General features: G+C 68.2%; 22 protein-coding genes and 1 tRNA gene. 6 read left to right on the top strand and 17 right to left on the bottom strand.

Annotated features, from left to right (window positions below):
* Positions 1-4: 4 nt before the first annotated feature.
* The 12 genes from PQ455_RS00905 to PQ455_RS00850 form a co-directional block, all read right to left on the bottom strand.
* Positions 5-454: a hypothetical protein gene (locus PQ455_RS00905; protein WP_273688360.1), complete on the bottom strand. Its 450-nt coding sequence runs from the start codon at positions 452-454 to the stop codon at positions 5-7.
* Positions 451-1527 (bottom strand): DNA-processing protein DprA, encoded by a 1077-nt coding sequence (gene dprA, locus PQ455_RS00900; protein WP_273688358.1) that lies wholly within the window; start codon positions 1525-1527, stop codon positions 451-453. Before dprA ends, PQ455_RS00905 begins: the two co-directional genes overlap by 4 nt.
* Complete coding sequence (plsY, locus tag PQ455_RS00895) at positions 1524-2135, bottom strand: glycerol-3-phosphate 1-O-acyltransferase PlsY (protein ID WP_273688356.1); 612 nt, start codon at positions 2133-2135, stop codon at positions 1524-1526. Before plsY ends, dprA begins: the two co-directional genes overlap by 4 nt.
* Before the next feature lie 195 nt (positions 2136-2330).
* Positions 2331-2513 carry a CsbD family protein gene (locus PQ455_RS00890; RefSeq protein ID WP_273688354.1) on the bottom strand — a complete coding sequence of 61 codons (183 nt, stop codon included), beginning with the start codon at positions 2511-2513 and terminating at the stop codon, positions 2331-2333.
* Between the two features lie 75 nt (positions 2514-2588).
* On the bottom strand, positions 2589-3482 hold the full coding sequence (locus PQ455_RS00885; RefSeq protein WP_273688353.1) for a prephenate dehydratase: 894 nt from the start codon (positions 3480-3482) through the stop codon (positions 2589-2591).
* Positions 3483-3515: 33 nt separating this feature from the next.
* On the bottom strand, positions 3516-4619 hold the full coding sequence (locus PQ455_RS00880) for a branched-chain amino acid aminotransferase (protein WP_273688351.1): 1104 nt from the start codon (positions 4617-4619) through the stop codon (positions 3516-3518).
* Between the two features lie 188 nt (positions 4620-4807).
* Entirely contained in the window at positions 4808-5710 is a 903-nt protein-coding gene (locus tag PQ455_RS00875) for a hypothetical protein (RefSeq protein WP_273688348.1), read from the bottom strand.
* Between the two features lie 8 nt (positions 5711-5718).
* The gene (locus PQ455_RS00870) at positions 5719-6660 is read right to left on the bottom strand and encodes a hypothetical protein (protein ID WP_273688346.1); all 942 of its coding nucleotides are present in this window, start codon (positions 6658-6660) and stop codon (positions 5719-5721) included.
* Between the two features lie 20 nt (positions 6661-6680).
* Entirely contained in the window at positions 6681-7025 is a 345-nt protein-coding gene (locus PQ455_RS00865; RefSeq protein ID WP_273688344.1) for a hypothetical protein, read from the bottom strand.
* 171 nt (positions 7026-7196) lie between these two features.
* Positions 7197-8378 carry a pyridoxal phosphate-dependent aminotransferase gene (locus PQ455_RS00860; protein ID WP_273691465.1) on the bottom strand — a complete coding sequence of 394 codons (1182 nt, stop codon included), beginning with the start codon at positions 8376-8378 and terminating at the stop codon, positions 7197-7199.
* A 92-nt stretch (positions 8379-8470) separates the two neighbouring features.
* Entirely contained in the window at positions 8471-9298 is an 828-nt protein-coding gene (locus PQ455_RS00855; RefSeq protein ID WP_273688342.1) for a sulfite exporter TauE/SafE family protein, read from the bottom strand.
* Between the two features lie 384 nt (positions 9299-9682).
* Positions 9683-10678: a helix-turn-helix transcriptional regulator gene (locus PQ455_RS00850; protein WP_273688340.1), complete on the bottom strand. Its 996-nt coding sequence runs from the start codon at positions 10676-10678 to the stop codon at positions 9683-9685.
* Between the two features lie 201 nt (positions 10679-10879).
* Between PQ455_RS00850 and yghU the strand changes: the two genes are divergently transcribed.
* On the top strand, positions 10880-11728 hold the full coding sequence (yghU, locus tag PQ455_RS00845) for a glutathione-dependent disulfide-bond oxidoreductase (RefSeq protein WP_273688338.1): 849 nt from the start codon (positions 10880-10882) through the stop codon (positions 11726-11728).
* A gap of 160 nt (positions 11729-11888) precedes the next feature.
* Complete coding sequence (locus tag PQ455_RS00840; RefSeq protein ID WP_273688335.1) at positions 11889-14447, top strand: HWE histidine kinase domain-containing protein; 2559 nt, start codon at positions 11889-11891, stop codon at positions 14445-14447.
* A gap of 15 nt (positions 14448-14462) precedes the next feature.
* On the opposite strand, the gene PQ455_RS00835 is transcribed toward PQ455_RS00840, so the two are convergent.
* From PQ455_RS00835 to PQ455_RS00815, 5 genes are all read right to left on the bottom strand, one after another.
* Positions 14463-17636: an amidohydrolase family protein gene (locus PQ455_RS00835; RefSeq protein ID WP_273688334.1), complete on the bottom strand. Its 3174-nt coding sequence runs from the start codon at positions 17634-17636 to the stop codon at positions 14463-14465.
* A gap of 47 nt (positions 17637-17683) precedes the next feature.
* On the bottom strand, positions 17684-20533 hold the full coding sequence (locus PQ455_RS00830) for a TonB-dependent receptor plug domain-containing protein (protein ID WP_273688332.1): 2850 nt from the start codon (positions 20531-20533) through the stop codon (positions 17684-17686).
* A 170-nt stretch (positions 20534-20703) separates the two neighbouring features.
* Complete coding sequence (locus tag PQ455_RS00825; protein WP_273688330.1) at positions 20704-21696, bottom strand: FecR family protein; 993 nt, start codon at positions 21694-21696, stop codon at positions 20704-20706.
* On the bottom strand, positions 21620-22213 hold the full coding sequence (locus tag PQ455_RS00820; protein WP_273688328.1) for an RNA polymerase sigma factor: 594 nt from the start codon (positions 22211-22213) through the stop codon (positions 21620-21622). Before PQ455_RS00820 ends, PQ455_RS00825 begins: the two co-directional genes overlap by 77 nt.
* Before the next feature lie 251 nt (positions 22214-22464).
* Positions 22465-22539 (bottom strand) — tRNA-Thr (locus PQ455_RS00815).
* A 92-nt stretch (positions 22540-22631) separates the two neighbouring features.
* Here PQ455_RS00815 and PQ455_RS00810 point away from each other — a divergent pair.
* The 4 genes from PQ455_RS00810 to PQ455_RS00795 are packed head-to-tail and all read left to right on the top strand — an operon-like array spanning position 22632 to position 26553.
* On the top strand, positions 22632-22772 hold the full coding sequence (locus PQ455_RS00810) for a hypothetical protein (protein ID WP_273688326.1): 141 nt from the start codon (positions 22632-22634) through the stop codon (positions 22770-22772).
* A 27-nt stretch (positions 22773-22799) separates the two neighbouring features.
* Entirely contained in the window at positions 22800-23309 is a 510-nt protein-coding gene (locus PQ455_RS00805; protein ID WP_273688324.1) for a (2Fe-2S)-binding protein, read from the top strand.
* Entirely contained in the window at positions 23306-24316 is a 1011-nt protein-coding gene (locus tag PQ455_RS00800; RefSeq protein WP_273688322.1) for an FAD binding domain-containing protein, read from the top strand. Before PQ455_RS00805 ends, PQ455_RS00800 begins: the two co-directional genes overlap by 4 nt.
* Entirely contained in the window at positions 24316-26553 is a 2238-nt protein-coding gene (locus tag PQ455_RS00795; RefSeq protein WP_273688320.1) for a xanthine dehydrogenase family protein molybdopterin-binding subunit, read from the top strand. The genes PQ455_RS00800 and PQ455_RS00795 overlap by 1 nt, the downstream gene beginning before the upstream one ends.
* Positions 26554-26570: the final 17 nt, after the last annotated feature.

Below are 26570 nucleotides of genomic sequence, written 5' to 3'. Positions count from 1 at the left end.
GCCCTTATCGTTCCAGCAGCGCCGCGCGGGCGAAATCCTTTGGGCGGCCGAAGCGGTGGAGCAAGGCGATCAACTCTTCGCGGGAGGGGATGAAGAGCGTTGCGCCCGCCACCTCCATCGACTGGCGCGTCTTCAACTCGACCATGCGCCAGCCGCCTTCGTTGAGGTGCAGGTCGCCCATCACCTCGACCGGCAAGGGTGGGCCATGCCATCGACCGAACAGCGCCGAGCGGAAATGGGGGTCGGTGGCGGCCTCCACCGCCGCGCCGCCTGTCTGGGTCAGGAAAGCGTGGGCGTCGCGTGCGCTGGTCAGCACATCGACGTCGGCGATGGTGGTGGTCGCGCCGTGGAGCGCGACGGCCGCGCTGCCGATGATCCACCAGGGATCGCGCGCTTCGGCCATCGCCGCCGCGACCTGCGCCAGCGTGGCGCGCAGGTCGGCGGGGAGGGTCACCCCAGCGCCACGCGGTTGCCGGCGTGGCGCTCCAGCCGGCCGGCCAGCTCCAGTTCGAGCAGCACCGTCTGCACCGCCGCCGCCGGCACGCCCGACTGGCGGACGAGTTCGTCGACCGGGACCGGCGTGTTGCCCAGCAGATCGGTGACGGCGCGGCGTTCGGCGTCGCCCGCGTCGATCGGGGCCAGCGGCGCGGCGCGCGGGGCGGGTTCGCGGACGAGGCCGGTGAGGGTGCCGAGCGATTCCAGCACGTCGGCGGCGGACTGGATCAGGGTCGCGCCCTCGCGGATCAGCAGATTGCAGCCCTGCGCGCGCGGATCGAGCGGGGAGCCGGGCACGGCCATCACCTCGCGCCCGTAATCGGCGGCGTAGCGCGCGGTGATGAGCGAGCCCGATCTGGGCGCCGCCTCGACGACGATCGTGCCCCGGCCGATGCCGGCGATGATGCGGTTGCGATAGGGGAAGTGACGCGCGCGCGGCTCGGTGCCGGGCGGCATTTCGGCGATGACCACGCCGCGCTCGCCGATGGCGCGTTGCAGCGCCTCGTTCTCGGGCGGATAGAATATGTCGAGGCCGCCGGCGATCACGGCGATCGTGCCCTGGTCGATCGATCCGGCATGGGCGGCGGTATCGATGCCGCGCGCGAGGCCGGAGACGACGACCATCTTATCGGCGCCCAGATCGTGCGCCAGTTGCCGCGCGAAGCGCCCTGCCGCCGCCGAGGCGTTGCGCGCGCCGACCATCGCCACCGCCGGCCGATCGAGCAAGGTGAGATCACCCTTCGCCACGATCGCGGGCGGCGCGGCCTCGATCTCGGCCAGCAGGCGCGGATAGAGGCCCTGCCCCCGGAAGAGATAGCGCGCGCCGAACCGATCGACCGCCTCGGCCTCGCGCACGATATCGGCGATCGGGGGCGGCGCCACCGCCCGCCCGCCACCACGCCGGGCGAGATCGGGCAAGGCATCGAGCGCGGCCTCGGCCGATCCGAAGCGGGCGATGAGCTGGGCGTAGGCGACCGGCCCGATGCTGCGGGTGCGGATCAGGCGGAGGCGGGCGAGATCGCCCGGCTTCACGCTCTCGTCTTGCCCGCGCCGATCTTCGGCTCGGTCCCGTCGAGCAGGCGCGCGAGATTGGCGCGGTGCTTCCAGAGCAGCATCAGGGTGAAGGCCAGCAGCAGCAGCACCAGATCGAACATACCCATCACCGCCGCACAGACCGGCGCCGCCACCGCCGCCGCCATGCCGCCGACCGACGAGATGCGGGTGAGGAAGGTCGCCGCGATCCACACGATCGCGAAGGTGACGCCGCAGGGCCAATGGAGGGCGAGCGCGATGCCGAGGAAGGTCGCCACGCCCTTGCCCCCACGAAAGCCGAGCCAGACCGGATAGAGATGGCCGAAGAAGGCGCCGACCGCTGCCAGCGGGGCAAAGGCCGGATTATACGCCCCCGCGATCAGCACGGCGACCGCGCCCTTGGCCGCATCGAGGATCAGGGTGGCCGCCGCCAGCCCCTTGCGGCCGGTGCGCAGCACGTTGGTGGCGCCGATATTGCCCGATCCGATCTCGCGCAGATCGCCCGCGCCGCCGAATCGCGTCAGCAGCAGGCCGAACGGGATAGCGCCCAGCAGATAGCCGAGCAGCAGCGCGATCAGCGCGGGCAGCCAGGGTTGGTCGAGCGTCATAATCCCCCGTCGCATGGGGCCAGCGTGGCCCCCGCGCGACGGGGAGGTGTTACGCCTGCCGTACGGCTCTGACAACAAACGAGATCAGGGTGTGGGGATGTCCGACACGGATGAGGGGCAGGTTAGGGACGGGACAAACAAAAAGGGCGCCCCGTTGCCGGGACGCCCTTCTCGCTTACGCTTACAGCGTGACGATCAGATCTTGTCGCCGAGGGCGCCCTTGACCTCGCCCTTGGCTTTCTGCAGGTCGCCGGCGGCTTCCTGCGCGTCACCCTCGGCGCGGATGTCGGGGCGGTCGGTGGCGTCGCCGATGGCGCGCTTGGCCTTGCCGATGGCTTCGTTGGCGTGGCCTTTGATCTTGTCGGTGAGTTCGCCCATGATCGTTCTCCTCGCTTGAGATGATTACGAGGACAGAACGGACAAAAATCCTTCCAGTTCCAATCGTTACGGGTGTCAATCGACCCCGCGCGGGCGCGCCTGGGAGTAGGTGCCGAGGATGCGGACCCATTTGGAATGGAACAGCAGTTCCTCCAGCGCGCGGGCCAGCGGCGGGTCGTCCGGGTGGCCTTCCACATCCGCGTAGAATTGCGTGGCAGCGAAGCTGGCCGCCTGCTGGTAGCTCTCCAGCTTGGTCATGTTGACGCCATTGGTCGCGAAGCCGCCCATCGCCTTGTACAGCGCCGCCGGCACATTCTTCACCGCGAAGATAAGGCTCGTCATCACCATACCTGGCGAGCGCGCAGTGGCGCCATCGCGCGCCAGCACCACGAAGCGGGTGGTGTTGTCGTCCGAATCCTCAAGCCCCTCGGCGGCCATCTTCAGACCGTAAATCTCGCCCGCCAGCGGCGGCGAGATGGCGCCCACGCCGGTGCGCCCGATCTCCGCCACTTCGGCCGAGGCGCCCGCGGTGTCGGCGTTGACCACCGGCTTGATGCCGCGCAGTCGCAGCCAGCGGCGGCATTGGCCGAGCGCCTGCGGGTGGCTCAGCGCCTCGGTCACCGGGCCGCCGTCGATCGAGAACAGCCGGTAGCGGATCGGCATGAAATGCTCGCCGACGATGCTGAGGCCGCTTTCGGGCAGCAGGAAATGAATGTCGGCGACCCGCCCGTGCAGCGAATTCTCGATCGGGATCATCGCCTTGTCGGCGCGCCCGTCGCGCACCGCATCCAGCGCATCCTCGAACGAGAAGCAGGGCAAGGGCAGCGCATCGGGAAATTCGTTGAGCGTGGCGATGTGCGAATTGCAGCCGGGCGCGCCCTGGAAGGCGACCGCGCGCGACGGATCGGCGGCGGCGGCCTCCACCATGGCGGCGACGAGCGCGCGGGCCGGTGCGGGATAGGAATCCATGACGATGAGAAAACCCGTAAGTGAGGTGTCAGATCACCCCTGGATGACCGGGCGTACCCAGCCGAAGCGATCCGGGGCCTCGCCGCGCTGGATCGCGACGAGCGACTGCTTGATGCGGCTGGTGACCTGGCCGGCCCCACCCGCACCGATGGTAAATCGCCCGTCGGTGGAATGGACCTCGCCGATCGGCGTGACGACGGCGGCGGTGCCGCAGGCGAAGGCCTCGCGCAATTTGCCCGAGGCGGCGTCCGCTTTCCACTGGTCGATCGAATAGGCCTCCTCGCGCAGTTCGATGCCGTCGGCGCGGGCGATTGTCATGATCGAATCGCGGGTGATGCCGGGCAGGATCGTGCCGAGCGGCGGGGTGATGATCGATCCGTCGTCGAACACGAAGAAGATGTTCATGCCGCCCAGTTCCTCGACCCACTTGCGCTCGGCGGCGTCGAGAAAGACGACCTGATCGCAGCCATGCTCGATCGCCTCGGCCTGCGCGGCGAGGCTGGCGGCGTAATTGCCGCCGCACTTGGCGGCACCGGTGCCGCCCGGCGCCGCGCGGGTATAATGTTCGGACACCCACAGGCTCACCGCCTCACGCCCGCCCTTGAAGTAGGCGCCGACCGAGGAGGCGATGACGAGGAAGAGATATTCCGACGAGGGCTTCACCCCCAGAAACACCTCGTTGGCGAACATGAAGGGGCGCAGATACAGGCTGCCGCCCTCCACCGCCGGAATCCAGTCGCGGTCGATCCTGATGAGCTGCTCGACGGCCTCGAGGAACAGACCCTCGGGCAGTTCGGGCATCGCCATGCGTCGCGCGCTGTCGTTGAAGCGGGCGGCGTTGGCCTCCGGGCGGAACAGCACGACCGATCCGTCGGCGGCGCGATAGGCCTTCATCCCCTCGAAGATTTCCTGCGCGTAATGCAGCACCGAGCAGGCCGGATCGATCTGGAGCGGCGCGCGCGCCGTCAGCCTGGCATCGTGCCAGCCCTTGCCCGCCGAATAGCGCACGATCGCCATATGATCGGTGAACACCCGCCCGAAGCCCGGATTTTCCAGCATCAGCCCACGATCGGCCACCGAGACCGGCGTGGCGTTGGGCAGGATGGCGAAGGGGGGCGTGGCGAGGGCGAGCGACATGATTGGGCCTTTTGCGACTGATCGGCCGCGCCTAGCGCCCCTTGGCCGCCAACGCAATCATGTTGCGTGGAAAAAGCATTTGGCGACGCGATCGTTGCGCGGGCGGGATCGGGCCGGCTGGCTGATACGCATCGCTCGGGGCGAAAGTATGAACGGGCGGCGTCCTCTCCGGCCGCCGCCCGCTCCCCTCAGCGCTGCCCCGCGAGCGTTGCGGCGGCCGGCGCGGTGCCGGGCGGCGCGCATTTGGTGCGATCGCCGGCCGCGCAATCGCGCACCGCCTGCTGATATTCGGCCTGCACCCGCGCGAAATCGGCCGCGACCTTGGCGTTGCGGGCGGCATCGTCGGCCAGCCGCTGCTTGTAGGCCGCCATGGCCGATTCATATTCGGCCTGCGCCTGATCGGCCCGGCTCATCTTGGCCGCCTCCCGCGCGACGATGCCGGCGTTGAGCGCGGTGACGGCGGCATTCTGCGCGTCCGGCGCCGGCGCGGGTGGCGGTGCGGCGGCGGCAACCGCCGGCTTGGGGGCCGGAGCGGGAGCCGGGGCCGGCGCGGGCGTCGCCTCGTCCCTGGCCGCCGCGACCGCCTCGGCGATGCCCTTCAGCCGGGCGCCGGGGATCGGATCGGTCGGGGCCGAAGCCGGGATCGGCGCGCGGGCGACGGTGGCGGGGGCCGGAGCAGGCAAAGGGGCCGGCGCGGGCGTCGGCTGCGGCAGGCTCGCGCTCAGCGGCGGTTCGATCGCGTTGCGCGGGCTCCATTCGCTTTCGAGGATCGAATAGGATTGGCTGCGGCTGCGCGCCATGCCCGCCTGCCGGCGCTGTTCGGCCACCTCGGCATCGGCGTAGCGCCAGCATTCGGGCTGGCGCCCGGCCACCTGCGGCGCGGTCTGCGCCAGCGCCGCCGCCACCTCGCCGGTCGGCACCGGCCCGGCCCCGATGTAGCGCACCTTGGTGTAGACATAGCTGCCGCTCTGGTAGGTCGGCGGATCGACATAGCAGAAGGCCCAGCCGCCCTCCCCTTGCGCGGACGCTGCGGAAGGCATCGCGGCGATCAGCGCCGCCGCGAGCCCGAGCCCCAGATGCCGGATGGCCACCCGCCCCGTCACGACGCGAACTGGCGCGCCTTGGCGAAGCTGTCGACGAAGTTCTGGACGACTTCCTTGTACAGCTCCGCGTAGATCGCCTTCTCGACATCCTCGGGCCGCTCGGAGGCGGAGATGGCGACCGACTCGCCGGCGGCGACGACGGTGCTGGCTTGCGCCTGCGCGCCGACCGGGCGGAATTGCGAGCATTGGCTGAAGCCGTAGCCGGCGATGCACTGGAGCGGCAGGTTATAGCCCACGGCGGTGCCGTTCGGCTCCTTCGCGCGGGTCCAGCGATAATACCAGAGCGACTGGCCGGTCGCGACCCACACCGCGACGGCGTCGAGCGTGACGGCGTAGGCGCGGGTGTTGGCCTTGGCCTCGATCGGCGCCAGATAGGTGCGGCCGATCATGTTGCGCGTCTCTTCGGTCAGCGGCAGCGGCGCCCCCGTCATGCCGCGCGGGTCGGAGCGCGCATAGGTCCGCTCCCAGCGCGCATCCTGCCCCAGCGTCTTGCGCGAATTTTCCAGCGAGTTGATCTGGAACAGCACCTGCGCGCCCAGCGTGCTGGCGACCTCGTTGGCCGAGCTGTTGCGCGCCATCTCGCGCTCGAGGATGTTCCACGAGATCACGTTGTAGCCGGCGCGGGTCAGCCCACGCTCGATCTCGGCCATCTCGACCCCGCAATTGGTCTGCAGAATCGCGCCCGATGCGGCGGCGCCGCCGCTCGCCTGGTTGGCGGTGTTGTTCGAGCAGCGATCGGGCGCGCGCACCGCGACGGTCAGCGCCCGGCCGGCATATTGGCCGTAGCCGGGGGTGGTGATGATCTCCGGCGCGCTCTGGTTCTGCGCGCTCGACACGAAACGCGAGCTGACCTTGTAATATTCGTAGCTCGGGCCGCTCGAGCAGCCGGCGAGCAGGGAAAGCGCGGCGATCGGCGCCGCCTTCAGAAACTTGACCATGAGATTACCCCCGGTGACGATCAGGACAGGGTCCAGGTGAAGGGAAAGTCGCGGCGCACGCCGACCTGCGTGCCGGCGACGCGGCCGTCCTCGAAATAAGCGGTCATGTTGACGCACGCTTCGGGCAGCTCGAACTTGAGCGCGCGGCCGGAGCCGACCGCGCCGAGCGCCAGCGGCGACCAGCTTTCGGCCGGCGCGCCGCACGCCTGATATTCGACCCGCGCGATCGTCTTGCCGGTCTGGTTGGCGATGGTCGCGGCGACCGGCGCGACGGGAATGCTCGCCGTGGTCGTGGCGCAGCCCGACAGGTTGAGCGCCGCGGCGACGAGCAGCGGCGCGGCGAACGCGCGCGAGAAGTTCAGCATTTTGCCCCCTGGAAATACGAATTTCCGGGGAACAGCTTTGCATCCGCTTCGGATGGAATCCTCCCCCATTTGGGGGAGATCGTTACGGATCGGGAGGCCGATGCCTAAAAAGCGAAAGGCCCGCCCCGGCGAACCGGGACGGGCCTTTCTACCCCATCAGGGGCGACAGGATCAGGCGGCGCTGATCTTGTCGAAGGCGCGGGTGAAGTTCTTCATGTCCTCCATCGAGCCGACGGTGATGCGGCTGACGGTGGGCCAGATCGGCCAGTTGCGGCCGATGGCGACATCTTCCTTCATGAAGGCGGCCTGCATGTCCTTGGCGGGCTTGGTCTTCCAGTCGACCATGAACATGTTGACCGCCGTCGGCAGGACGGTGAGGCCCTTCTTCTTGAGGTGAGCGAGCGTCATGCCGCGCGCTTCCTCCATCTCCTTGCGGCGCGCCATGATGCCCGATGCGTCGGTGAGGCTGGCGGTGGCGCAGGCGAGCGACGGGAGCGGCAGCGCGCCCGACTGCATGCCGCCATCGTAGCGCATCATCTTGGCGATGATGTCCGGCCGCGCCATGATGAAGCCCATCCGCATTCCGGCCATCCCGAAGATCTTCGAGAAGGTGCGCATCACGATCACGTCCTTGCCGGCGGCCGCCATGTAGGAGGCGACCGGGGCCTTGTCCGCGAAATGGGTATAGGCCTCGTCGATCAGGACGATGGCGTCCTTCGGCTTGTTGGCGACGAGCCATTCGATGTCGGCCAGCGGCGTCATCGTGCCGGTCGGGTTGTTGGGCGTGCAGATGTAATAGAGGCCGGCGTTCGGGTTTGCCGCCAGCATCGCCTTCACGTCGTGCGAATAATCGGCCTTCAAGGGCACGGCCTTGACCGGCGCGCCGAGCCAGGTGGCGGTGCGGCCGGCCAGCTCGAACGTGGGATCGGCGGTGACGAGGCCGCGCGTCGGCGAGCAGAAGCTGACGACGGCACGCGACAGCGGATCGGACGAGCCGGGCCACGGCGCGACATGATCGTAGGGCACGTTCTCGACGGCCATCACCGCCTTGATGAAGTCGCCGCGCTCGTCCTTGGGCGCATAGCGGTTGCCATCGGCGATGATCGCGGCGGCGGCCTTCTGGCCGGGCATCAGCGGGCCGGTCCAGCATTCGTTGGCGCCGATGCGCGTCTTCACGACGGGCGCGGGATCGGGCACGCCGGCGGCGGCCCAGGCCGGGCGGCCGACGCTGGCGGCGACCGCGCCGACGCTGAACACGGCGGCGATGCGGGCGAGCTGGCGGCGCGAATAGCCGCGCTCGGTCAGGTCTTCCTGCGCGTTGCCGGACAGGCGGGTGTCGGTGAGGTCGTCCATCATCATGTCGTCGGCGGTCATCGGAAGTCTCCCTAGATTTTCACGCGGTCCCCATGGCCGTTTGCCGGCCCAGTCTTTTTCGGATTACGTCTTTATATCTTCAGCGCGTTCTTGAACATGAAGGCGGCGATCACGACCAGATAGGCCCCGAACACCCGCTTGAGCGGCTTGGCCGGCAGGCTGTGCGCCGCCGCCACGCCCAAGGGCGCGGTGATGAGCGACATGGAGGCGATCGCCACCGTCGCCGGCACGTTGATGTAGCCGAGCGACCCCCACGGCAGCCCCGCCTCGCCAAAGCCGATGATCGCGAAGCCGAGCGTCGTCGGGATGGCGATCAGCGTGCCGATGCCCGATGCGGTGGCGATCGCGCGGTGGATGGTGCGGCCACACAACGTCATCACCATGATCGCGATCGTGCCGCCGCCGATGCCGAGCAAGGCCGAGAAGGTGCCGAGCCCGCCGGCGATGGCGGCGCGCGGCAGACCGCCGGGCATATTTTCCGACAGCACCTTTTCCATGCGTGGCAGGATGAAGTTCAGGGACATCAGCGCCACGCCGGTCGCGAAGATCAGCTTGAGGACATGGCCGTCGACATGGCTCGCCAGCAGCACGCCGATGACGCAGCCGCCGGTGATCCACGGCGCCCAGGTCTTGAGCACCTCCCATTCGACCGCGCCGCGCTTGGCGTGGCTGCGCAGCGAGCGGATCGAGGTGACGATGATCGTCGCCGCCGAGGTGCCGATCGCGACATGGGTCATCGCTTCCTTGCTGCCCCCCAGCAGCGGCAGGACGATGACGAGCGCCGGCACGACGACGAAACCGCCGCCCACGCCAAACAGCCCGGCGGTGAAGCCCGCGAAAAGGCCCGCGGCAAGCAGCGCGATCAACGGCAACAGCCAGGGCAGGGACGCTAATGTCATTACTGGAACACCTGTAAGAGCGACGCTTCACGCACCCGCCGGCATCCGGCCCGGGCGGGGGCGAACGATAAGGGAAGGATGCGCGTCAGCCGCGCCGGCATGTTGCGGTCGTCGCTTCGTCCCCCCATCCTGCTCCCCGAACTCTAACGAGCCGGGACATGGAATCCGCCATCGCCCCCACGACGGCTGCCCCAAAAAACATTGAACCCCGTTTTTCGGTGCGGTGCAACATGGCCGGGCACACTTTTGGCGAACGGTGTCACAAAATTGCAGGGATCGGGGCTTCATCGCATCGTCCGGCGGCACCGCGCGCCCGGCAAGGCAGGCGGATGTCGCGTCAGTTGCGCCGCCCGCGGCGCGCCCGCCTTCGCGGGCGCAGCAGGCCTACAGGCGGGAGAGGAGCAGCACGAACGCCGCCTGGCGCGACGTTCCCGTCTTGGAGAGCATGTTCTTCAGGTGGGATTGGGCGGTGGAGGTCTGATTGCCGCGCAGCGCCGCATGCTCCTGCAAGGTGCGGCCGAGCAGCAGGCTGACGGCCAGCGCCTCCTCCGACGCGGTCAGGCCATAGCTCTCGCGCGCGGCGCGGGCCTGCCGGCGCGCACGGCCGGCATGATCGACCCGCTGGATCAGCGCATAGGCGGGCACGCCGTTGCCGCCGGCCACCGGCGACACGCGGATGGCGTGGCCGCCCTGATCGAAGGCGGTCGCGATCGAGGTGGTGCCGTCGATCGCGTCGCGCGCGGCCTTGCGGACCTGCTGGCCCGTCGGCCCCGCGAACGGCCCGGCATCGCCCGCCGCGCCGTGCCGCCAGTGGACCGTGCCGCGCGCGTCGACCACCCAGATGGTCTCCTCCTCCCCCGCCATCCGGCCGATCACGCCCGCCTGGAGGCTCACCAGTTCGCGCGTGCGGAACACGCGGCGGAAATGGGGGACGAGCTGTTGCAGCGCCTCGGCTTCGTCGGCGCTATAGCCACCGTCGCGCATCTCGCGCTGGAAGCTGACGGTGTAGAGGTTGCTCCCCGCCTCCAGCGCGACCCCCATGCAATGGGCGAAATTGCCGTTCGCGCGGAAGAAGTCGGCGAAGGCCTCGCTCCGGCTCAGATCCTGCTGGGTGACGATGCCTTCCAGGCTGACGGCGTGGTTCACCGGCTGGCGCATCCCCGCCTTCAACCAGGGATCATGATCGCGATAATGGGTGAGGTAATCGTGGTAGCTGGCCGGGTTGAAGCCCGACGTCATCACCACATCGCCACCGTGGGTGAGTTGCTGCGAGAACAGGCCGCCGCTGCGGAAATGATTCGCCAGCCCCTCGGCCAGCACCGGAAAGGCCCCGGCATCGAGCCCCGCCTCATACATCAACCCGACCAAAGACTGCTGCATGCGCCCCCGCTCCCCACCGCTTTGCTAGTAAAAGGGGCGCGGAAGAAAAAGGGGATTTCGCGGGCCCGCGCCGCGTGACGGCCGGATTTCGACGGGCGAGTTCCGATTTCAGCCCCCGCACATCTTCTTGCAGGGGCGGAGACTGGCGCGACGGCGATCGCGAACGATATGACGATGCTTCACGGACACGAAGGATGATCGATGACCGACAGCAGCGACTATGTGCCCCCGAAGGTCTGGACGTGGGACAAGGCGAACGGCGGCGCCTTCGCCAACATCAACCGGCCGATCGCCGGCGCCACGCACGACAAGGCGCTGCCGGTGGGCGAGCATCCCTTCCAGCTCTATTCGCTCGCCACGCCCAACGGCCAGAAGGTGACGATCCTGTTCGAGGAGCTGCTGGAGGCCGGCCACAGCGGCGCCGAATATGACGCCTGGCTGATCCGCATCGGCGAGGGCGACCAGTTCGGCAGCGGCTTCGTCGACATCAATCCCAATTCCAAGATCCCGGCGCTGCTCGATCGCAGCGGGCCGGAGCCGATCCGCCTGTTCGAATCCGGCGCGATCCTGCTCCACCTCGCCGAGAAGTTCGGCGCCTTCCTGCCGGCCGATCCGGCGGGGCGGGCGACGGCGCTGTCGTGGCTGTTCTGGCAGATGGGCAGCGCGCCCTTCCTGGGCGGCGGCTTCGGCCATTTCTACACCTATGCGCCGGTGAAGATCGAATATGCCATCAACCGCTTCGCGATGGAGGTGAAGCGCCAGCTCGACGTGCTCGACAGGCGGTTGGGCGAGAGCGAATATGTCGCGGGCGACAGCTACAGCATCGCCGATATCGCCATCTGGCCCTGGTATGGCGGGCTGGCCAAGAATTACGCTTATGGCGCGGCGGAATTCCTGTCGGTCCACGAATATGCCAATCTGCAACGCTGGGCAGACGCGATCGACCAGCGCCCTGCGGTGATCCGGGGCCGGCGGGTCAACCGCGTGACCGGTGAGCCCGCCGACCAGCTGGCCGAGCGCCACAGCGCGGCCGATTTCACCCGGCCCTGAGTGATTTCCACAGGCAGGATCGAATGGCCGAACCTCGCGCCAGCCCGCTTTCTGGCGGGCTGGCGTTGAAATTCCGGAAAAAGTTGATCGGAACCAAGGCGCATCCGCGCGGTTGCGGCTACGAGCCCGATCATCACGAACCCAATTTAACAGGACCAGCGTGGCCGACGCCGAAACCCCCGTCGATCTCACAAATTGCGATCGCGAACCCATTCATCTCCTCGGTGCGATCCAGCCGGTCGGTTTCCTGATCGCGGTCAGCACCGACTGGATCGTCGCGCGCACCTCGGCCAACATCGCCACCTTCCTCGGCTTCGAGCCGGCGTCGATGATCGGCAATCTGCTGGCCGATTTCGTGCCGCCGCAACTGGTCCACGATCTGCGCAACCGCGTCGCCTATCTCAACACGCCCGATACGGTGGAGCGGCTGTTCGGCTGCGCGTTCCGCGAAGGCGGCGAGCCGTTCGACATCGCCATCCACTTCTCCGGCGGGCAGATCGTGATCGAGGCGGAGCCCGGCACGCACAACAATGGCGACGCGAGCGGCACGGTGCGCTCGATGATGGTGCGGCTGGACGGGCAGGCCGACATGGCGGGCTTCTACCGCGAGGGCGCGCGGCAGGTGCGGCTGCTGCTCGGCTACGATCGGGTGATGGTCTACAAATTCGCGACCGATGGCGCGGGTGAGGTGGTGGCAGAGGCGTGCAAGCCCGGCATCGGATCGTTCAAGGGGCTGCATTACCCCGCCAGCGATATCCCCCGGCAGGCGCGCGACCTGTACAAGCGCAACCTGCTGCGCGTGATCCGCGACGTGGATGCCCGCCCGGTCGGCATCGTCCCCGAGCTGGACGAGCATCGCCGCCCGCTCGACCTGTCGCTGTCGGTGCTGCGATCGGTGTCGCCGATCCACATCGAATATCTCAGGAACATGGGGGTCGGGGCGTCGCTGTCGATCTCGATCATCGTCGACGACGAATTGTGGGGGCTGTTCGCCTGCCACCATTATTCGCCGCGCTCGCCCACGTTCGAGCGGCGCTCGGTCTCCGAATTGTTCGCGCAGATGTTCTCGATGCGGCTGGAGAGCCGCGAGCGGCGCGCGCTGGTGGAATATGAGCGGCGGGCGCGCGACATTTCCGATCAGTTGCTGGGCGCCGTCGCCTCGGACGAGACCTTGCTCAACGATCCCGACTGGCTGGCCGATATCCTCACCAGCACCATCCCCGCCGATGGCGTGGGCGTGTGGATCAACGGCAGCTATGCCTTCTCGGGCATCACGCCGCCGACCGACGATTTCCGCCGCATCATCCGCGCGCTGAACGGCATGGCGGCGGGCAAGGTGTTCGCGACCGACCATATCGGCTCGCTGGTCGATCGCGCCGCCGGTTTCGCGAAACAGGCGTCGGGGCTGCTCGCCATCCCGATCTCACGCTCGCCGCGCGATTATGTCGTGCTGTTCCGTTCGGAGATGCGCGAATCGGTGCGCTGGGCGGGCGATCCGCACAAACCGGTGCACTACGGCCCGAACGGCCCCCGCCTGACGCCGCGCGAGAGCTTCGCCGAATGGCAGGAGCAGGTCGAGGGCCGCTCCAAGCCTTTCTCCCTGTCGGAACTGCGCGTCGCCGAGACGCTGCGCGCGACCCTGATCGAGGTCGTGCTACGCCTCGCCGACGAGGCGGCGGCGCAGCGCCATCAGGCCAACGCGCGGCAGGAATTGCTGATCGCCGAACTCAACCATCGCGTCCGCAACATCCTCGGCGTGATCCGTGGCCTCATCCGCCAGTCCCAGCCCGACGAGGATGCGGTGCGCGATTTCGTGCACGTGGTGGACGGGCGCATCCACTCGCTCGCCCGCGCGCACAACCAGATTACCGACGATCATTGGGGGCCGGCCCCGCTGCAGGCGCTGATCGACGCCGAGGCCGCCGCCTTCGCCGCCAACAAGGAAAGCGCGATCATCTCGGACGGGCCGCCCGTGCTGCTGAATCCGCAGGCCTATTCGACGATGGCGCTGGTCGTGCACGAACTGGTCACCAATTCGACGAAATACGGCAGCCTTTCGGGCGACGGCGAGGTCCATATCCGCTGGCATCGCAACGAGCAGAACGATCTGGTGCTGAGCTGGCAGGAGAGCGAAGGCCCACCGGTGACCAAGCCGACCCGCAAGGGTTTCGGCACGACCATCGTCGAGCGATCGGTGCCCTACGATCTCGGCGGATCGGCCGAGATCCGTTACGATCCGGCGGGCGTGCGGGCGCAATTCTGCATCCCCGCGCGGCATGTCTCCGAACGGCGCAACTTCAAGGGGCCGGCGGTGCGGCTGCCGCATCCGAAGAACCCGCAGATGGTGCCGGTCAAGCCCGATCTGCTGGCGGGCCTTTCGGTCATGCTGGTGGAGGACAGCCTCATCATCGCGCTCGATGCCGAGGATATCCTCACCCGCTTCGGCGCCGAGATCGCCACCGCCTCCACCACCGAGGCGGCGCACGACATGCTCGACGGCCACCAGCCCGATTTCGCGATCCTCGACATCAATCTGGGCGATCAGACCAGCTTCGGCATCGCCGATCGCCTGACCGACATGGGCGTGCCCTTCTTCTTCGCCTCGGGCTATGGCGAGCAGGCCAAGCTGCCGCAGGAACATCGCGCGCGGACGGTGGTGCAGAAGCCCTATACGACGCACAATATCGCCCGCGCCGTGGAGGATCTGCTGGGGCTGTAGGCGAAGCGCCGTGCGCTACGCCCGCATGATCGGGTGGTGATGATCGGCGCAGCAGGCGCCCCGGCTGCTCTCGACATATTCGGCGGTCTGCCAGAAATAGCGGTCGTCGGCGGCCAGCGCGGGCAAGTGGTGGCTGTGGACGGCCGAGGGCCTGATTGCGGCGAAGGGCGCCATCAGGCTTTCGGGGGTGTGGACCACGCCATTGGCGAGGGTGATCTTCACCGCCGCCGCGTCCGCCACCCTCGCCAGCGGATCGCCGTCCACCAGGATCAGGTCGGCGAGCATCCCCTTGGCGATGCGGCCGATCGGTTCGTTCAGGAACTCGCCCGAATTGCGCGTCGCCGTCAGCAGCGTATCGATCGGCGACATGCCGCACCGCTCCATGCCGCGCAGGTTGAGGTGGAGGCTGATCGCGACGAGATCGATCGGCGCGTCGGTGCCCGAGACGACCTTGCCGCCATAGGCCATCGTCATCCTGATCTGATCGACCTGCCGCTGGAGCGAGGCGAAGAAGCCGGTGCGGTCGCCGTCGCGCATCGTCTTCACCCGGCCCATCAGCTTGGCATATTCCCATGAGGGAAACAGCGTCTTGATGCGCGGATCCTGCGCCAGCCCGTCATCCTCGCCCAGCATGGCCGAGGCGATGAACAGGGTGGGTGTGCGGCCCGCCTTGGCGGCGGCGAACAGTTCGTTGACGTCCTGATAGCCGCCGCCCTGCGCGGTGATGGTGCGCGAATAGCCGTAGCGGTTGGTGGCGCCGGTATGCTCCATGCAGTCCATGCCGGTGTGGAGCGCCGGATAATGATAATGGGACGACAGGTGCATCCCCATGCGGTGCGCGGCCTTCACCACCTGCGCCTGCACGTCGTGGCGCATGCGGACGTAGGTTTTTATCATGTCGTAATCGAGCGCCTTGGCGCGCTCCAGTTCCAGCTCCATCTGGCCCGGCTCGGTCACGGGGCGCATGAAATTGTAGAAGATGCGGCTGCCGTCGACCGCCTCGCCGGTGCCGTAATGGCGTGCGGCGATGCGCGCGCCCGACTGGATCGCCTCGCGATCCTCGACGAGATGATAGGCCGGCGCCCCCGGCGAGCGGGTCGCGGTGATGCCCATCGCCAGCCACGCGCGGCCCATGCGGTCGCCGTAATTATAGCCCTGCATCTGGCGATGCGTGTGCATGTCGATCAGGCCGGGCATCAGGGTGAGGCCCGTGCCGTCCACCTTCACGGCATTGGCGTCGGTGACCGACCCCTTGGGGGCGAGGCCGACGATGACGTTGCCGTCGATCACGACATCGGCCTGCGTATAGCCCGTGCCGACCGCGTCCCACAGGCGATCCGAGGTGACGACGGTGCGGCCCTTCGGCTTGGCGTTCGCCCAGGTCAGCGCACAGGGGATCGTCTTGGCCGCGCCGCCGGTGGCGGGGATCAGCTTCAGCTTGCCGTTGTTGAGATAGAGGATCGACTTGCTGTCGCCGCTCCAACTCACCGCGTCGGTGACCTCCGTGTTGAGCTGGCGGGGCGTGCCGGTGATCTTGCCGGTCTCGTCCACCGGCGCCACCCACAGGGTGCTGGCGAAGACGTAGGCGAACATCGTGCCGTCGGGCGACCAGACCGGGCCGTCGACGCCCCGCACGCCGAGCGACTTGCCCGGCGCGATCGGCGCATAGACGCCCTTGCCCGTCGCGCGATCGACGGTGAGGATTTCGGACAGGCCCTCGCGATAACGCGCCGAGGCAGGCTTGAAGGCGGTGTAGGCGATCGTCTTGCCGCCGGGGCCGAAGCTGGGGCGGCCCGGCTCCCAGATGCCGGCATAGACCTTCTGGACAGCGCCACCCGCCACCTCGACGGTATGGAGCGCGCCCTCCTGATCGAGGAAGGCGATGATCTTGCCGTCCGGGCTCCACGCGGGCGAGACCGCGCCCTGATCGGGCAGGTTGGTCAGCTGGCGTTCCCTGCCGGTCGCCATCTCGCGCAACCACAGGTCCATCGTGCCGGCGCGATCGGTGGCATAGGCCAGCCACTTGCCATCGGGCGACCAGGCCGGATCGACCTTGTAGAAGCCATCGGCGACCAGCTTCTTCGGCGCCGAACCGATCGTCATCAGATACAGATCGTTGAGCGCGCCGAACGCGATCTGCCGGCCATCGGGCGACAGCGCGGGGGCGACGATGCCGACGACCGGCTTGGGGCTCGTGCTGGTGAAGTCGCGGGTCTTCTTGGTATAGTTCGGCACCGTCACCGGCACCGGCGCGGTGAATTCCACCGGCACGGCCCTGGCGCCCGGCGCCTGCAAACGGATCTTGCCGCCGGAGCCGTAGAGGAACACGCCGGCCGCCAGCCACGCCGGGCGGAAGGGATAGAGATCCTCGCCCGCCACCATATCCTTGCCGCCCACCACCAAGGTCACGCCCCTGGCATCGACACGGGTGTAGGCCAGCGTCCCGTCCGGCGCGAAGCTGGGGGCGTGGAGTTCGGAGGGCTTGAAGCGATCGGGCGACGGCGCGATCGACGCCGCGACCGTCGCCGCGCCCCCCGCCACCGGCGCCAGCATCACCTTTGTGCCATCGGCGATATAGGCGATGCTCTTGCCGTCGCGCGACCAGCAGGGCTCGCTGTCCTGGCTCTTGCCCGCAGAGAACAGCGTCACCTTGCCGCTCGCCACGTCGAGCAGGTGGATGGCGTAGCGGCCCTCGCTGCGGTCGCTGGCGAAGGCGATCGTCTTGCCGTCGGGCGACCAGCGCGGCTCGCGATCGTCGAAATTGCCGTCGGTATGGCGGAGGAGCTCGCCGCCCGCCGCCGGCACCGACCAGATCTTGAAATTGCCGGTCTTGTAGGACTGGAAGGCGATGCGGCCGCCATCCGGCGACCAGTCGGGCTGGCCGAGATCGTCGAAATCGCCGGTGAGGCGGATCGCCGGCCCGCCGCCGATCGGGATCGTCCACAATATGCCGAGCAGGTCCATCGCGACCGACTTGAAATCGGGCGAGACGGTGAGCGCCACATTCGTGGCGTCATGCACGGTGATGGTCTTTTCCGCGCCCTCGCCGGGCTTTCCCGGCTGCTGCGCCTGTGCGGCGAGGGACAGGCTGCCCCCCGCCGCGAGCAGGCCGAGCCCGCCTGTCGCCAGCGCCTGACGGCGGCTCACCCCGCCGCCAGCCGCATTCCCGGCGTCGCGCGTCTCGGCCATCGGATACTCCCTCGTTACTCGTTCGGTCGATGTGAGAGGCGGGCGCCTCAGAAGCTGAAGTTCACCCGCGCATAATAGAGGCCGCCCGAGATGCCGTAGGGGGCGTAGCCGTTGTAGAGATTGCCCACGACCTGGTTCACCGGCTGGAGCTTGGTGGGATAGATGTTGAGCAGATTGTTGGCGCCGACCGAGACCTTGACGCCCTGGTTCACCGCATAGCCCAGCTCCAGATCGAGGATGACCTTGGGCTTCACCACTTCATCGACATAGCTCAGCACGCAGCCCGCGCTGCCGGCCACGCAGGCGACATTGTCGGCATTGTGCAGCACCATGCCCGATGCGACCTGCGTGATCTTGCCATAGCGGGTCGCGCGGAAGTTGGCCGAGAAGGCATCCTTGTTCCACAGGACGTTCGCGATGAACTTGTTGCGCGGCGTGCCCTTGGTGAAGTCGCCCTGCTTGGCGCGGCCGACCAGCACGAGGCCCGAGGCGGCCAGCACCGTGGGGATGGGATCGATGCTGGTGAACACCGTCTTGTTGAAATTGGCCGACAGGCTGATCGTGGCATTGCCCAGATCGCCCATCCGCGCGCGATAGGTGCTGACGATGTCCAGGCCGCGCGTGCGGGTATCGGCGGCGTTGGAGAAGTAAAAGCCGCCCGCCACGCCCGGAATGTTGGCGGCGGCCAGCACCTGCCGCACCAGCGTGCCGCTCAGCGTCTCGCTCAGCAGGATGCGGTCCTTGATCTTGATCTGATAGGCATCGACCGTGATGTTGAGCGCGGGCACCGGCGTCAACACGATACCGCCCGAGAAGTTGGTCGATTTCTCCGGCTTCAGCGGGGTCGAACCCAAGGCCAGCGCGGCGGCGGAATCGACCGGCAGCGCCTGCACCGGCAGCAGCACGTTCACGCCGTTGACCGGCACGCCGATCGTGCTGGACGAGGCATAATGCTGCTGCTGGAGCGTCGGCGCGCGGAAGCCGGTGCTGGCCGTACCGCGCAGCGCGAAGCCGCGGATCGGCTCGATGCGGATCGAGGCCTTGCCGGTATCGGTGGTGCCGAAGTCCGAATAATCCTCATGCCGCCCGGCCAGCGCCACCTCGAACCCCTCGGTGATCGTCTGTTCCAGATTGATGTAGGCGCTCCAATTGTTGCGATCCCACTTGCCCGAGCCCGAGGGCAGGAAGCCCGTGACGCCCTGCGCGCCGGCGGTGCGCAATTCGCCCGCGCGGAAGGTGCCCGCCGGCGAGCGATAGCCGCCGTCGATGTAGGAGGAGGGATCGCCCGCCCCGATCGCGAAGCTGTTCTCGCGATATTCCGCGCCGATCGCGATCGACAGCGGATCGGCGAGGCCCAGATCGAACTCCTTCGTCAGATCGAGGTTGGTGGTCCATTCGGTCGAGCGGACGAGGCCGAGGTAGAAGGTCGTCGGGCTCGCCGGCCCGAGCGATGCGTTGAGCGAGGTGGTGTGGATATATTTCACCCGATCGCGCGAATAGGTCGTCGACAGATCGAAATGGCTGCCCGCCGGCCCGTCGCCGCGCACGCCGCCGGCGAACTGATAGTCCAGATCGTAGACGTGGATGCGCGGGATATAGCCTTCCGGGAACACCTGGAGGATGTTGTTGGCCGCCATCGGCGTGCGATACGTCAGCCAGCCGGCGGCGTGGCGCTTGGAGAAGGTGCCGAAGCCGTAGATCTCGATCGCGTCGGTCACCGGCAGCGCCGCATCGTAGCTGATGTTGCCGCCCAGAACTTCGGGCTGGCCATATTTCGCCTTGTAGCGATCGACCCCGGCCTCGCGTGGATCGGCCGCGCCGTTGACCGTGGGGTAGAATTGCCCGGCGATCGGGCTGCTCTGGGTGATGGTGTTGTTCTGCATCGCGCCGTCGATCGAGACGTGCAGGTGGCCGCCGTCGCCGATGGCGATGCCCTTGTCGATCTGGAAGCGGCCCTGATCGCCGCCCGTCTCGTAATAGCTGCCGAACTGCACCGACGCGCCGCCCGACGTACCGCTCTTCATGATGACGTTGACGACGCCGGCGATCGCGTCCGATCCATATTGCGCCGACGCGCCGTCGCGCAGCACCTCGACCCGCTCGATGGCGTTGCCCGGAATGAGATCGAAATCGGGCGGCGACTGGCCGTTCTGCACCGATCCGTTGATGAAGAGCGTCGCGGTATTGTGGCGTCGCTTGCCGTTGACCAGCATCAGCAGCTGATCGCCGCCGAGGCCGCGCAGCGACAGCGTCCGCACCGCCCAGCTGGCGCCCGCGCCATTGTTGGAGACGTTGATCGAGGGAACCAGCGTGCCGAGCAGGTCGCGCACCGACTGCTTGCCGCTGGCCTCCATGTCCTTGGCGCTCAGCACGTCGATCGGCGCGAGGCTGTCGGCGACGGTGCGGTTGGTGACGCGCGTGCCGGTCACGATGATCGCGTCGGCCTCCTCGGTGGCGGCGGGCGGCGTGCTGGCGGCCTGGAAGGCGGCGAGCATCAAGCGGCCGCTGCCGGCGCCCGAGGCGTCGGCCAGTTGCGTCACCGCCGGGCGGGTCCGCGCCGAACGGGCCAGGGTCGAGGCGATGGCGACGGCGCGATCGCCGGTCACGGTCAGCTTGAGCGGCCGGCCCGCCATCAGCCGCCCCAGCGCCTCGTCGGTCGTCAGCCAGCCCTGGATCCGGCGACCCTTGAACGCCGCCACCTCGTCATAGGGAAAGAGGATGCGCACGTCGGACTGCTGCGACAGGGCCAGCAAGGCGCTCGCCATATCCTGCTCGGGGATGTTGAAGGCATGGCGCTCGGCCAGCGGCGAGGCTTCTGCTGCACGCGCGAAGGCCGGCGCGGGCAAAGCAGCGACGGCGGCGGTCGTAAGGCACAGGCTGGCGAGCAAGGATCGCATGGTGAAAATACCCCCAAGAGAGGCCGTTTTCGGCCGTTGTCTCTCCCTTTCAAACGAAGCTGGAAAATGAACCCGCCATGCACTCCGGCGGTTTTGTGCGATTTTATGACAGCCCCAAGCGGATGGGGATCACAATGTTGCGCCGCACCCCAAAAGGGGCGGCCGCCGGTTCAGGCGTCGTCGTCGCGATAGAGCAGCAGCACCGAACCGTCGCCGTTCGCCACCGCCCGGATCGGCAGCGACTGTTCCAGCGCGGCGATGAACTGGTCGCTCTCGTCGGTACGGAAACGGCCGCCGATGCGCATCGGGGCGAGCCGCTGGTCGCCGATCACCAGCGGAGAGGATCGGTAGCGGTTGAATTCGTCGATCGCCTGATTGACCGATTCCCCGTCCAGCTCGATCATCCGGTCCCGCCAGGCGGTGCGCTGTTCGATGTGGCGCTTGTCGAGGCTGGCCAAGGCCACCGTGCGCGGCTGGATGATGGCGCCGCGCCCGGCCGCCACCTTCGCCATCGTCCGGCTCGCCGTCGCCACGCCGACCACGCCTTTGGTGACGGTCAGTTCCACCACCGCCTCGCGCAGCCGCACGTTGAAGGCGGTGCCCAGCGCCCGCACCGTCACGCCACCGCGCGTCTGCACGTCGAACGGGCGGGCGGGATCGTGCGCGACATCGAAATAGGCCTCGCCGCGATCGAGCCGCAGCAGCCGGCGGTTGCCGCTATAATCCACCGTCACCTTGCTGTCGGTGTTGAGGTGGAGCGCCGATCCATCGGCCAGGGTCACGTCGCGCACCTCGCCGACGCCGGTGGCGTAGCTGCTGCTGGCGTGCAGCCAGCCCGTCAGGCCGAGCGCCGCCGCCGACGCCGCGATCACGCCGCCGACAACGAAGCGCCGCCGCGTCCACCACTGATCGCCCGCGAAGAAATCGGGATGGTCCGTCGCCGCGTCGCCCGCGTCGTGCGACGCGCCATTGGCCTTCAGCCGTTCGGCCGCGTCCCATGCCGCCTCGGCCTGCGCGAAGGCGATGGCGTGGGCGGGATCGGCGCCGATCCAGTCCTCGATCGCGGCGCGGGTCCGCGCATCGGGATCATTGACGAGCGCGACCAGGTGCCGGGCGGCCTGCCGCTCCGTCGCGTCCCTCGTCTGCTTTGCGCCCCCCGACAAACCCCTGATCCTCCTGATCGGCCAGCGCCTGCATAATCAGCCGTACCGCCTTGCCTAGATGCTTCTCAACCGTTGAAACGGATAGCCCCATCTCATCCGCTATCTCGCCCATCGATTTCTCCTGCACGCGCCGCGCGATGAAGGCGCGGCGGCACTGGCCGGGCAGCGTATCGACGATCGCCTGCATCCGCCGCAATTCGTCCCGCGCGCACAATTGCGCGTCCATGTCGTGATCGGACTGGAGCAGATCGAGTTCGACGACCGTGTCGAACGACACGATCTTGTCGCGCCGGGTCATGTCGATCACCAGATTGCGCGCCACGGTGAACAGATAGGCGCGGCCGTGATCGACGCCGTGCCAGTTGGGATTGGCGTAGGCGCGGGTGAGCACCTCGGACACGAGATCCTCCAGATCCCCCGTCGTCGGGCACAGCCGCCGCAGCCGCGCCCGCAGCGCGGGCTGGTGCGGCAGGATGATGGCCTTGAACCAATCGAGCTTGGCGCGAACATTGTCCATCGTAGACCCCCGTCCGATGGCCAGCCAGGCGCCTCTCCCCGAATCCGAACTGTCTTCTTTTGGTCACACATAGATGTTCACGCTTTGCGCGAACTGTCCAGAGGCTTGGTCACGATCCGATCAGCTACAGCAGATACGTGCCCCGCCTGACCGCAGGGGCTCCACCGTCCGTTGCCGTCTGCGGCCTGGCCGATCAGACATGATTCCGCGACGGCCCCGAAGGGGCTAAATTTCTATCGCAGCGGGAAAAATGGTGCTGCCGGTGAGGATTGAACTCACGACCTCAGCCTTACCAAGGATGCGCTCTACCACTGAGCTACGGCAGCATCGTCAGGCGCCGGGGCCTTCGGAAGGCGCGCCTATGGACAAAGCGGCCGGGCTCGTCAACCCGCACGGGACCACTTAAAGGTCCACCGCGATGGGCAAGCAGGATGAAGAGCGCGATCGGCGGCTGGCGGAGGCGCTTCGCCAGAATCTGCGGCGGCGCAAGGCGCAGGCGCGCGAGCGGGACGTGCCCGCCGCCGCCGCGACGAAATCGGATGACGAAGCGGGGAACTGAATCCGCGCCGATCCGTCCTGTTCCGCGATGACCGAACTTTCCACGCTCCCGCTCAGCCTGACCGTCAATGGCCGCATCGAAACCGTGCAGGTCGAACCGTGGGTCACCCTGCTCGATCTGCTGCGCGAGCGGCTGGGGCTGATGGGGACCAAGAAGGGCTGCGACCATGGCCAGTGCGGCGCCTGTACCGTGCTGGTCAACGGGCGGCGGATGAACAGCTGCCTGCGCCTCGGCGCGATGCATGAGGGCGACGAGATCGTCACGATCGAGGGGCTGGCCGGCCCCGACGGCACGCTCCACCCGCTGCAACAGGCGTTCATCGATCATGACGCCTTCCAGTGCGGCTATTGCACGCCGGGGCAGATCTGCTCGGGCGTGGCGCTGCTGAACGAGGGCAAGGCGACCAGCCGCGAGGCGATCCGCGAATATATGAGCGGCAATCTCTGCCGCTGCGGCGCCTATACCAACATCGCCGACGCCATCGAGGCGGTGGCGGCCGAACAGGCCCGAACCGCCATGCGGGAGGCGGCGGAATGACCCCCTTCACCTACCAGCGCCCCACCACCGTCGCCGACGCGGTCGCGGCCGCCGCCACGCCCGGCGCGAAGCTGATCGCGGGCGGCACCAACCTGATCGATCTGATGAAGGAGAGCGTCGAGCGGCCGACCGCGCTGATCGATATCGGCCGCCTGCCGCTCGGGGCGATCGAGGAGGCCGACGGCGGCCTGCGGATCGGCGCGCTGGTGCCCAACACCACGGTGGCCGAGGACGAGCGCGTACTGGCCCGCTATCCGCTTCTCGCCAGCGCGATCCTGGCGGGGGCCACGCCGCAGCTGCGCAACGCCGCCAGCACCGGTGGCAATCTGAACCAGCGCACCCGCTGCTATTATTTCTACGACGTCGCCACCCCCTGCAACAAGCGCACCCCCGAATCCGGGTGCGGCGCGCTGCGCGGGGTGAACCGCATCCACGCGATCCTCGGCACGAGCGACATGTGCATCGCCACCCACCCCTCCGACATGTGCGTGGCGCTCGCCGCGCTGGACGCGGTGGTGGAGGTCGAGGGGCCGGAGGGCGGCCGCGCCATCCCCTTCGCCGATTATCATCGCCTGCCCGAAGAGACGCCGCAGCGGGACAACAACCTGCTTCCCGGCGAGATGGTGACCGCCATCCGCCTGCCCAACGAGGATTTCACCGCGCATCACAGCTATCTCAAGCTGCGCGATCGCCTGTCCTACGCCTTCGCCCTCGTTTCGGTCGCCGCCACGCTCCGGATCGAGGATGATCGGATCGTCGAGGCGAGGGTCGCGCTGGGCGGTGTCGCCCACAAGCCGTGGCGCGACCGGGAGGCGGAGGCGGCGCTGATCGGCAAAATCCCCGTCCGCACCATGTTCGAGGGGTTCGCCGACACGTTGCTCGCCCCGGCCGCGCCCCGCGGCGGCAACGCCTTCAAAATCCCGCTGGCCCGCCGCGCCATCGTCCGCGCGCTCACCCAGGCGGCGGCCGGCACGCCGCAGTCCCAGACGAACAAGAGGATCGCCTGATGGCCGCGTCCCCCGCCCAGGCCGGTATCGGCACCCCCGTCAGCCGGATCGACGGCCCCGCCAAGGTGACCGGCGCGGCGCGCTATGCCGCCGATCATCCGATCGAGGGCCTGCTGTATGGCGTGGCCGTCTCCAGCACGATCGCGCGCGGCCGCATCGCCGCGCTCGACGACAGCGCGGCGCTGGCGGTGCCCGGCGTGGTCACCGTGATCCACCACGAAAATCGCGCGCATCTGCCGTGGCGCACCAGCCGCTATGGCGATCAGCTCGCCCCGGCCGGCGGCAAACCGCTGCGCCCGTTCTACGACGACACCATCTATTACAACGGCCAGCCGGTCGCGCTGGTGGTGGCCGAGACCTTCGAGGCGGCGCGCCATGCCGCCCGCCTGATCGCGATCGATTATGAGGGCGAGCGGCACAATACCGATCTCGACGTGGCGATCGCCGAACGCTTCGTTCCGCGCCAGAAGCCGCCGAGCGATCGCGGCGATACCGACGCGGCGCTTGAAACCGCCCCGGTCCGCCACGAGGGCGAATATCGCCTCGCGACCGAACATCACAATCCGATGGAACTGCATGGCGCCACGGTCGAATGGCATGGCGAAGGTCGCCTGACCGTCCACGACAAGACGCAGGGGCCGGCGCAGGTGCAGGATTATCTGTGCAACGTCTTCGGCTTCGAGCCCGACGACGTGCGCGTGCTCAATCCCTATGTCGGCGGGGCGTTCGGGGCGGCGCTGCGGCCGCTGTATCATGTCTTCCTCGCCACGCTCGCCGCCAAGATGCTGGAGCGATCGGTGCGGGTGGTGCTGACCCGCCAGCAGATGTTCACCCACGTCCACCGGCCAGAGGCGATCCAGAGGGTCGCGCTGGGCGCCGAGGCCGATGGCAAGCTGACCGCCATTTCGACCATCGCGACCACCGCCACCTCCCGCTACGAAGCGTATGCCGAGACGATCGTGGAATGGGGCGGCCAGACCTATGCCGCGCCCAACGCCCATTTCGACTATGCCGTGGCGCCGATCGACAGCGCCACGCCAGGATCGATGCGCGGGCCGGGCGCCGCGACCGGTCTGACCCTGTTCGAGATGGCGATGGACGAGCTGGCCTATGCCGCCGACGTCGATCCGCTCGCGCTGCGCCTGACCAATTATTCGGACATCGAGCAGATCCGCCAGATCCCCTACACCAGCAAGGCGCTGAAGGCCTGCTACGAGCAGGGCGCCGAGGCCTTCGGCTGGGATCAGCGCAGCCAGGCGCCACGATCGATGCGCGAGGGTCGCGAACTGATCGGCTGGGGCATGGCGACCGGCGTGTGGGACGCGATGTTCATGAAGACATCGGCCCGCGCCCGGCTCGGCGCCAACGGCCATCTCGAGGTCGCCAGCGCCACATCCGATATCGGCACCGGCACCTATACGATCATGGCGCAGATCGCCGCCGGCGTGCTGGGGCTCCCCGTGGAGCAGGTCAGCGCGAAACTGGGCGACAGCAGCCTGCCGCCCGCGCCGCTGGAGGGTGGTTCCTGGGGCGCCGCCTCGACCGGGGCGGCGGTGCAGCTGGCGTGCGAGGCGCTACAGGCCAAGCTGGCGGAGGCCGCCGGCAAGCTGGAGGGCCGCCCATTCGGCTCGCAGCCCGAGATCGCCTCGGTCGGCTTCGCGGACGGCGAAATGTATCTGAAGGCCGATCCTCAGGTGCGCGCGCCCTACGGCCGGATCATGGCCGCCGCCGGCGTGACCGAGCTGGAGGCCGAGGCCACCGCCGCGCCCGGCCCGCGCGGCATGGCCAATCAGGTCGTGAAGGCGCGTAACACCCATTCCGCCGTCTTCGCCGAAGTGCGCGTGGACGAGGAACTGGGCGTGGTGCGGATCACCCGCATCGTCAGCGCGATCGCCGCCGGCCGTATCATCAACCCCAAGACCGCGCGCAGCCAGATCGTCGGCGGCGTGGTGTGGGGCATCGGCATGGCGCTGCACGAGGAGACCATGACCGACCATCATTTCGGCCGGATCATGAACCACAGCCTCGCCGAATATCACATCCCCGCCCATGCCGACGTGGATACGATCGACGTGATCTTCGTGGAGGAACAGGACAGCGAGGTCTCGCCGCTGGGCGTGAAGGGCGTGGGCGAGATCGGCACCGTCTCCACCGCCGCCGCCATCGCCAACGCCATCTTCCACGCGACGGGCAAACGGGTGCGCGAGCTGCCGATCACGATCGACAAATTGCTGTAGCGATCGGCCTGTCCCGC

The organism is Sphingomonas naphthae (assembly GCF_028607085.1).
Lineage (GTDB): Bacteria > Pseudomonadota > Alphaproteobacteria > Sphingomonadales > Sphingomonadaceae > Sphingomonas_Q > Sphingomonas_Q naphthae.
Note: the sequence above shows the minus strand (reverse complement) of the source record. Positions and strands in the feature narration are given on the sequence as shown.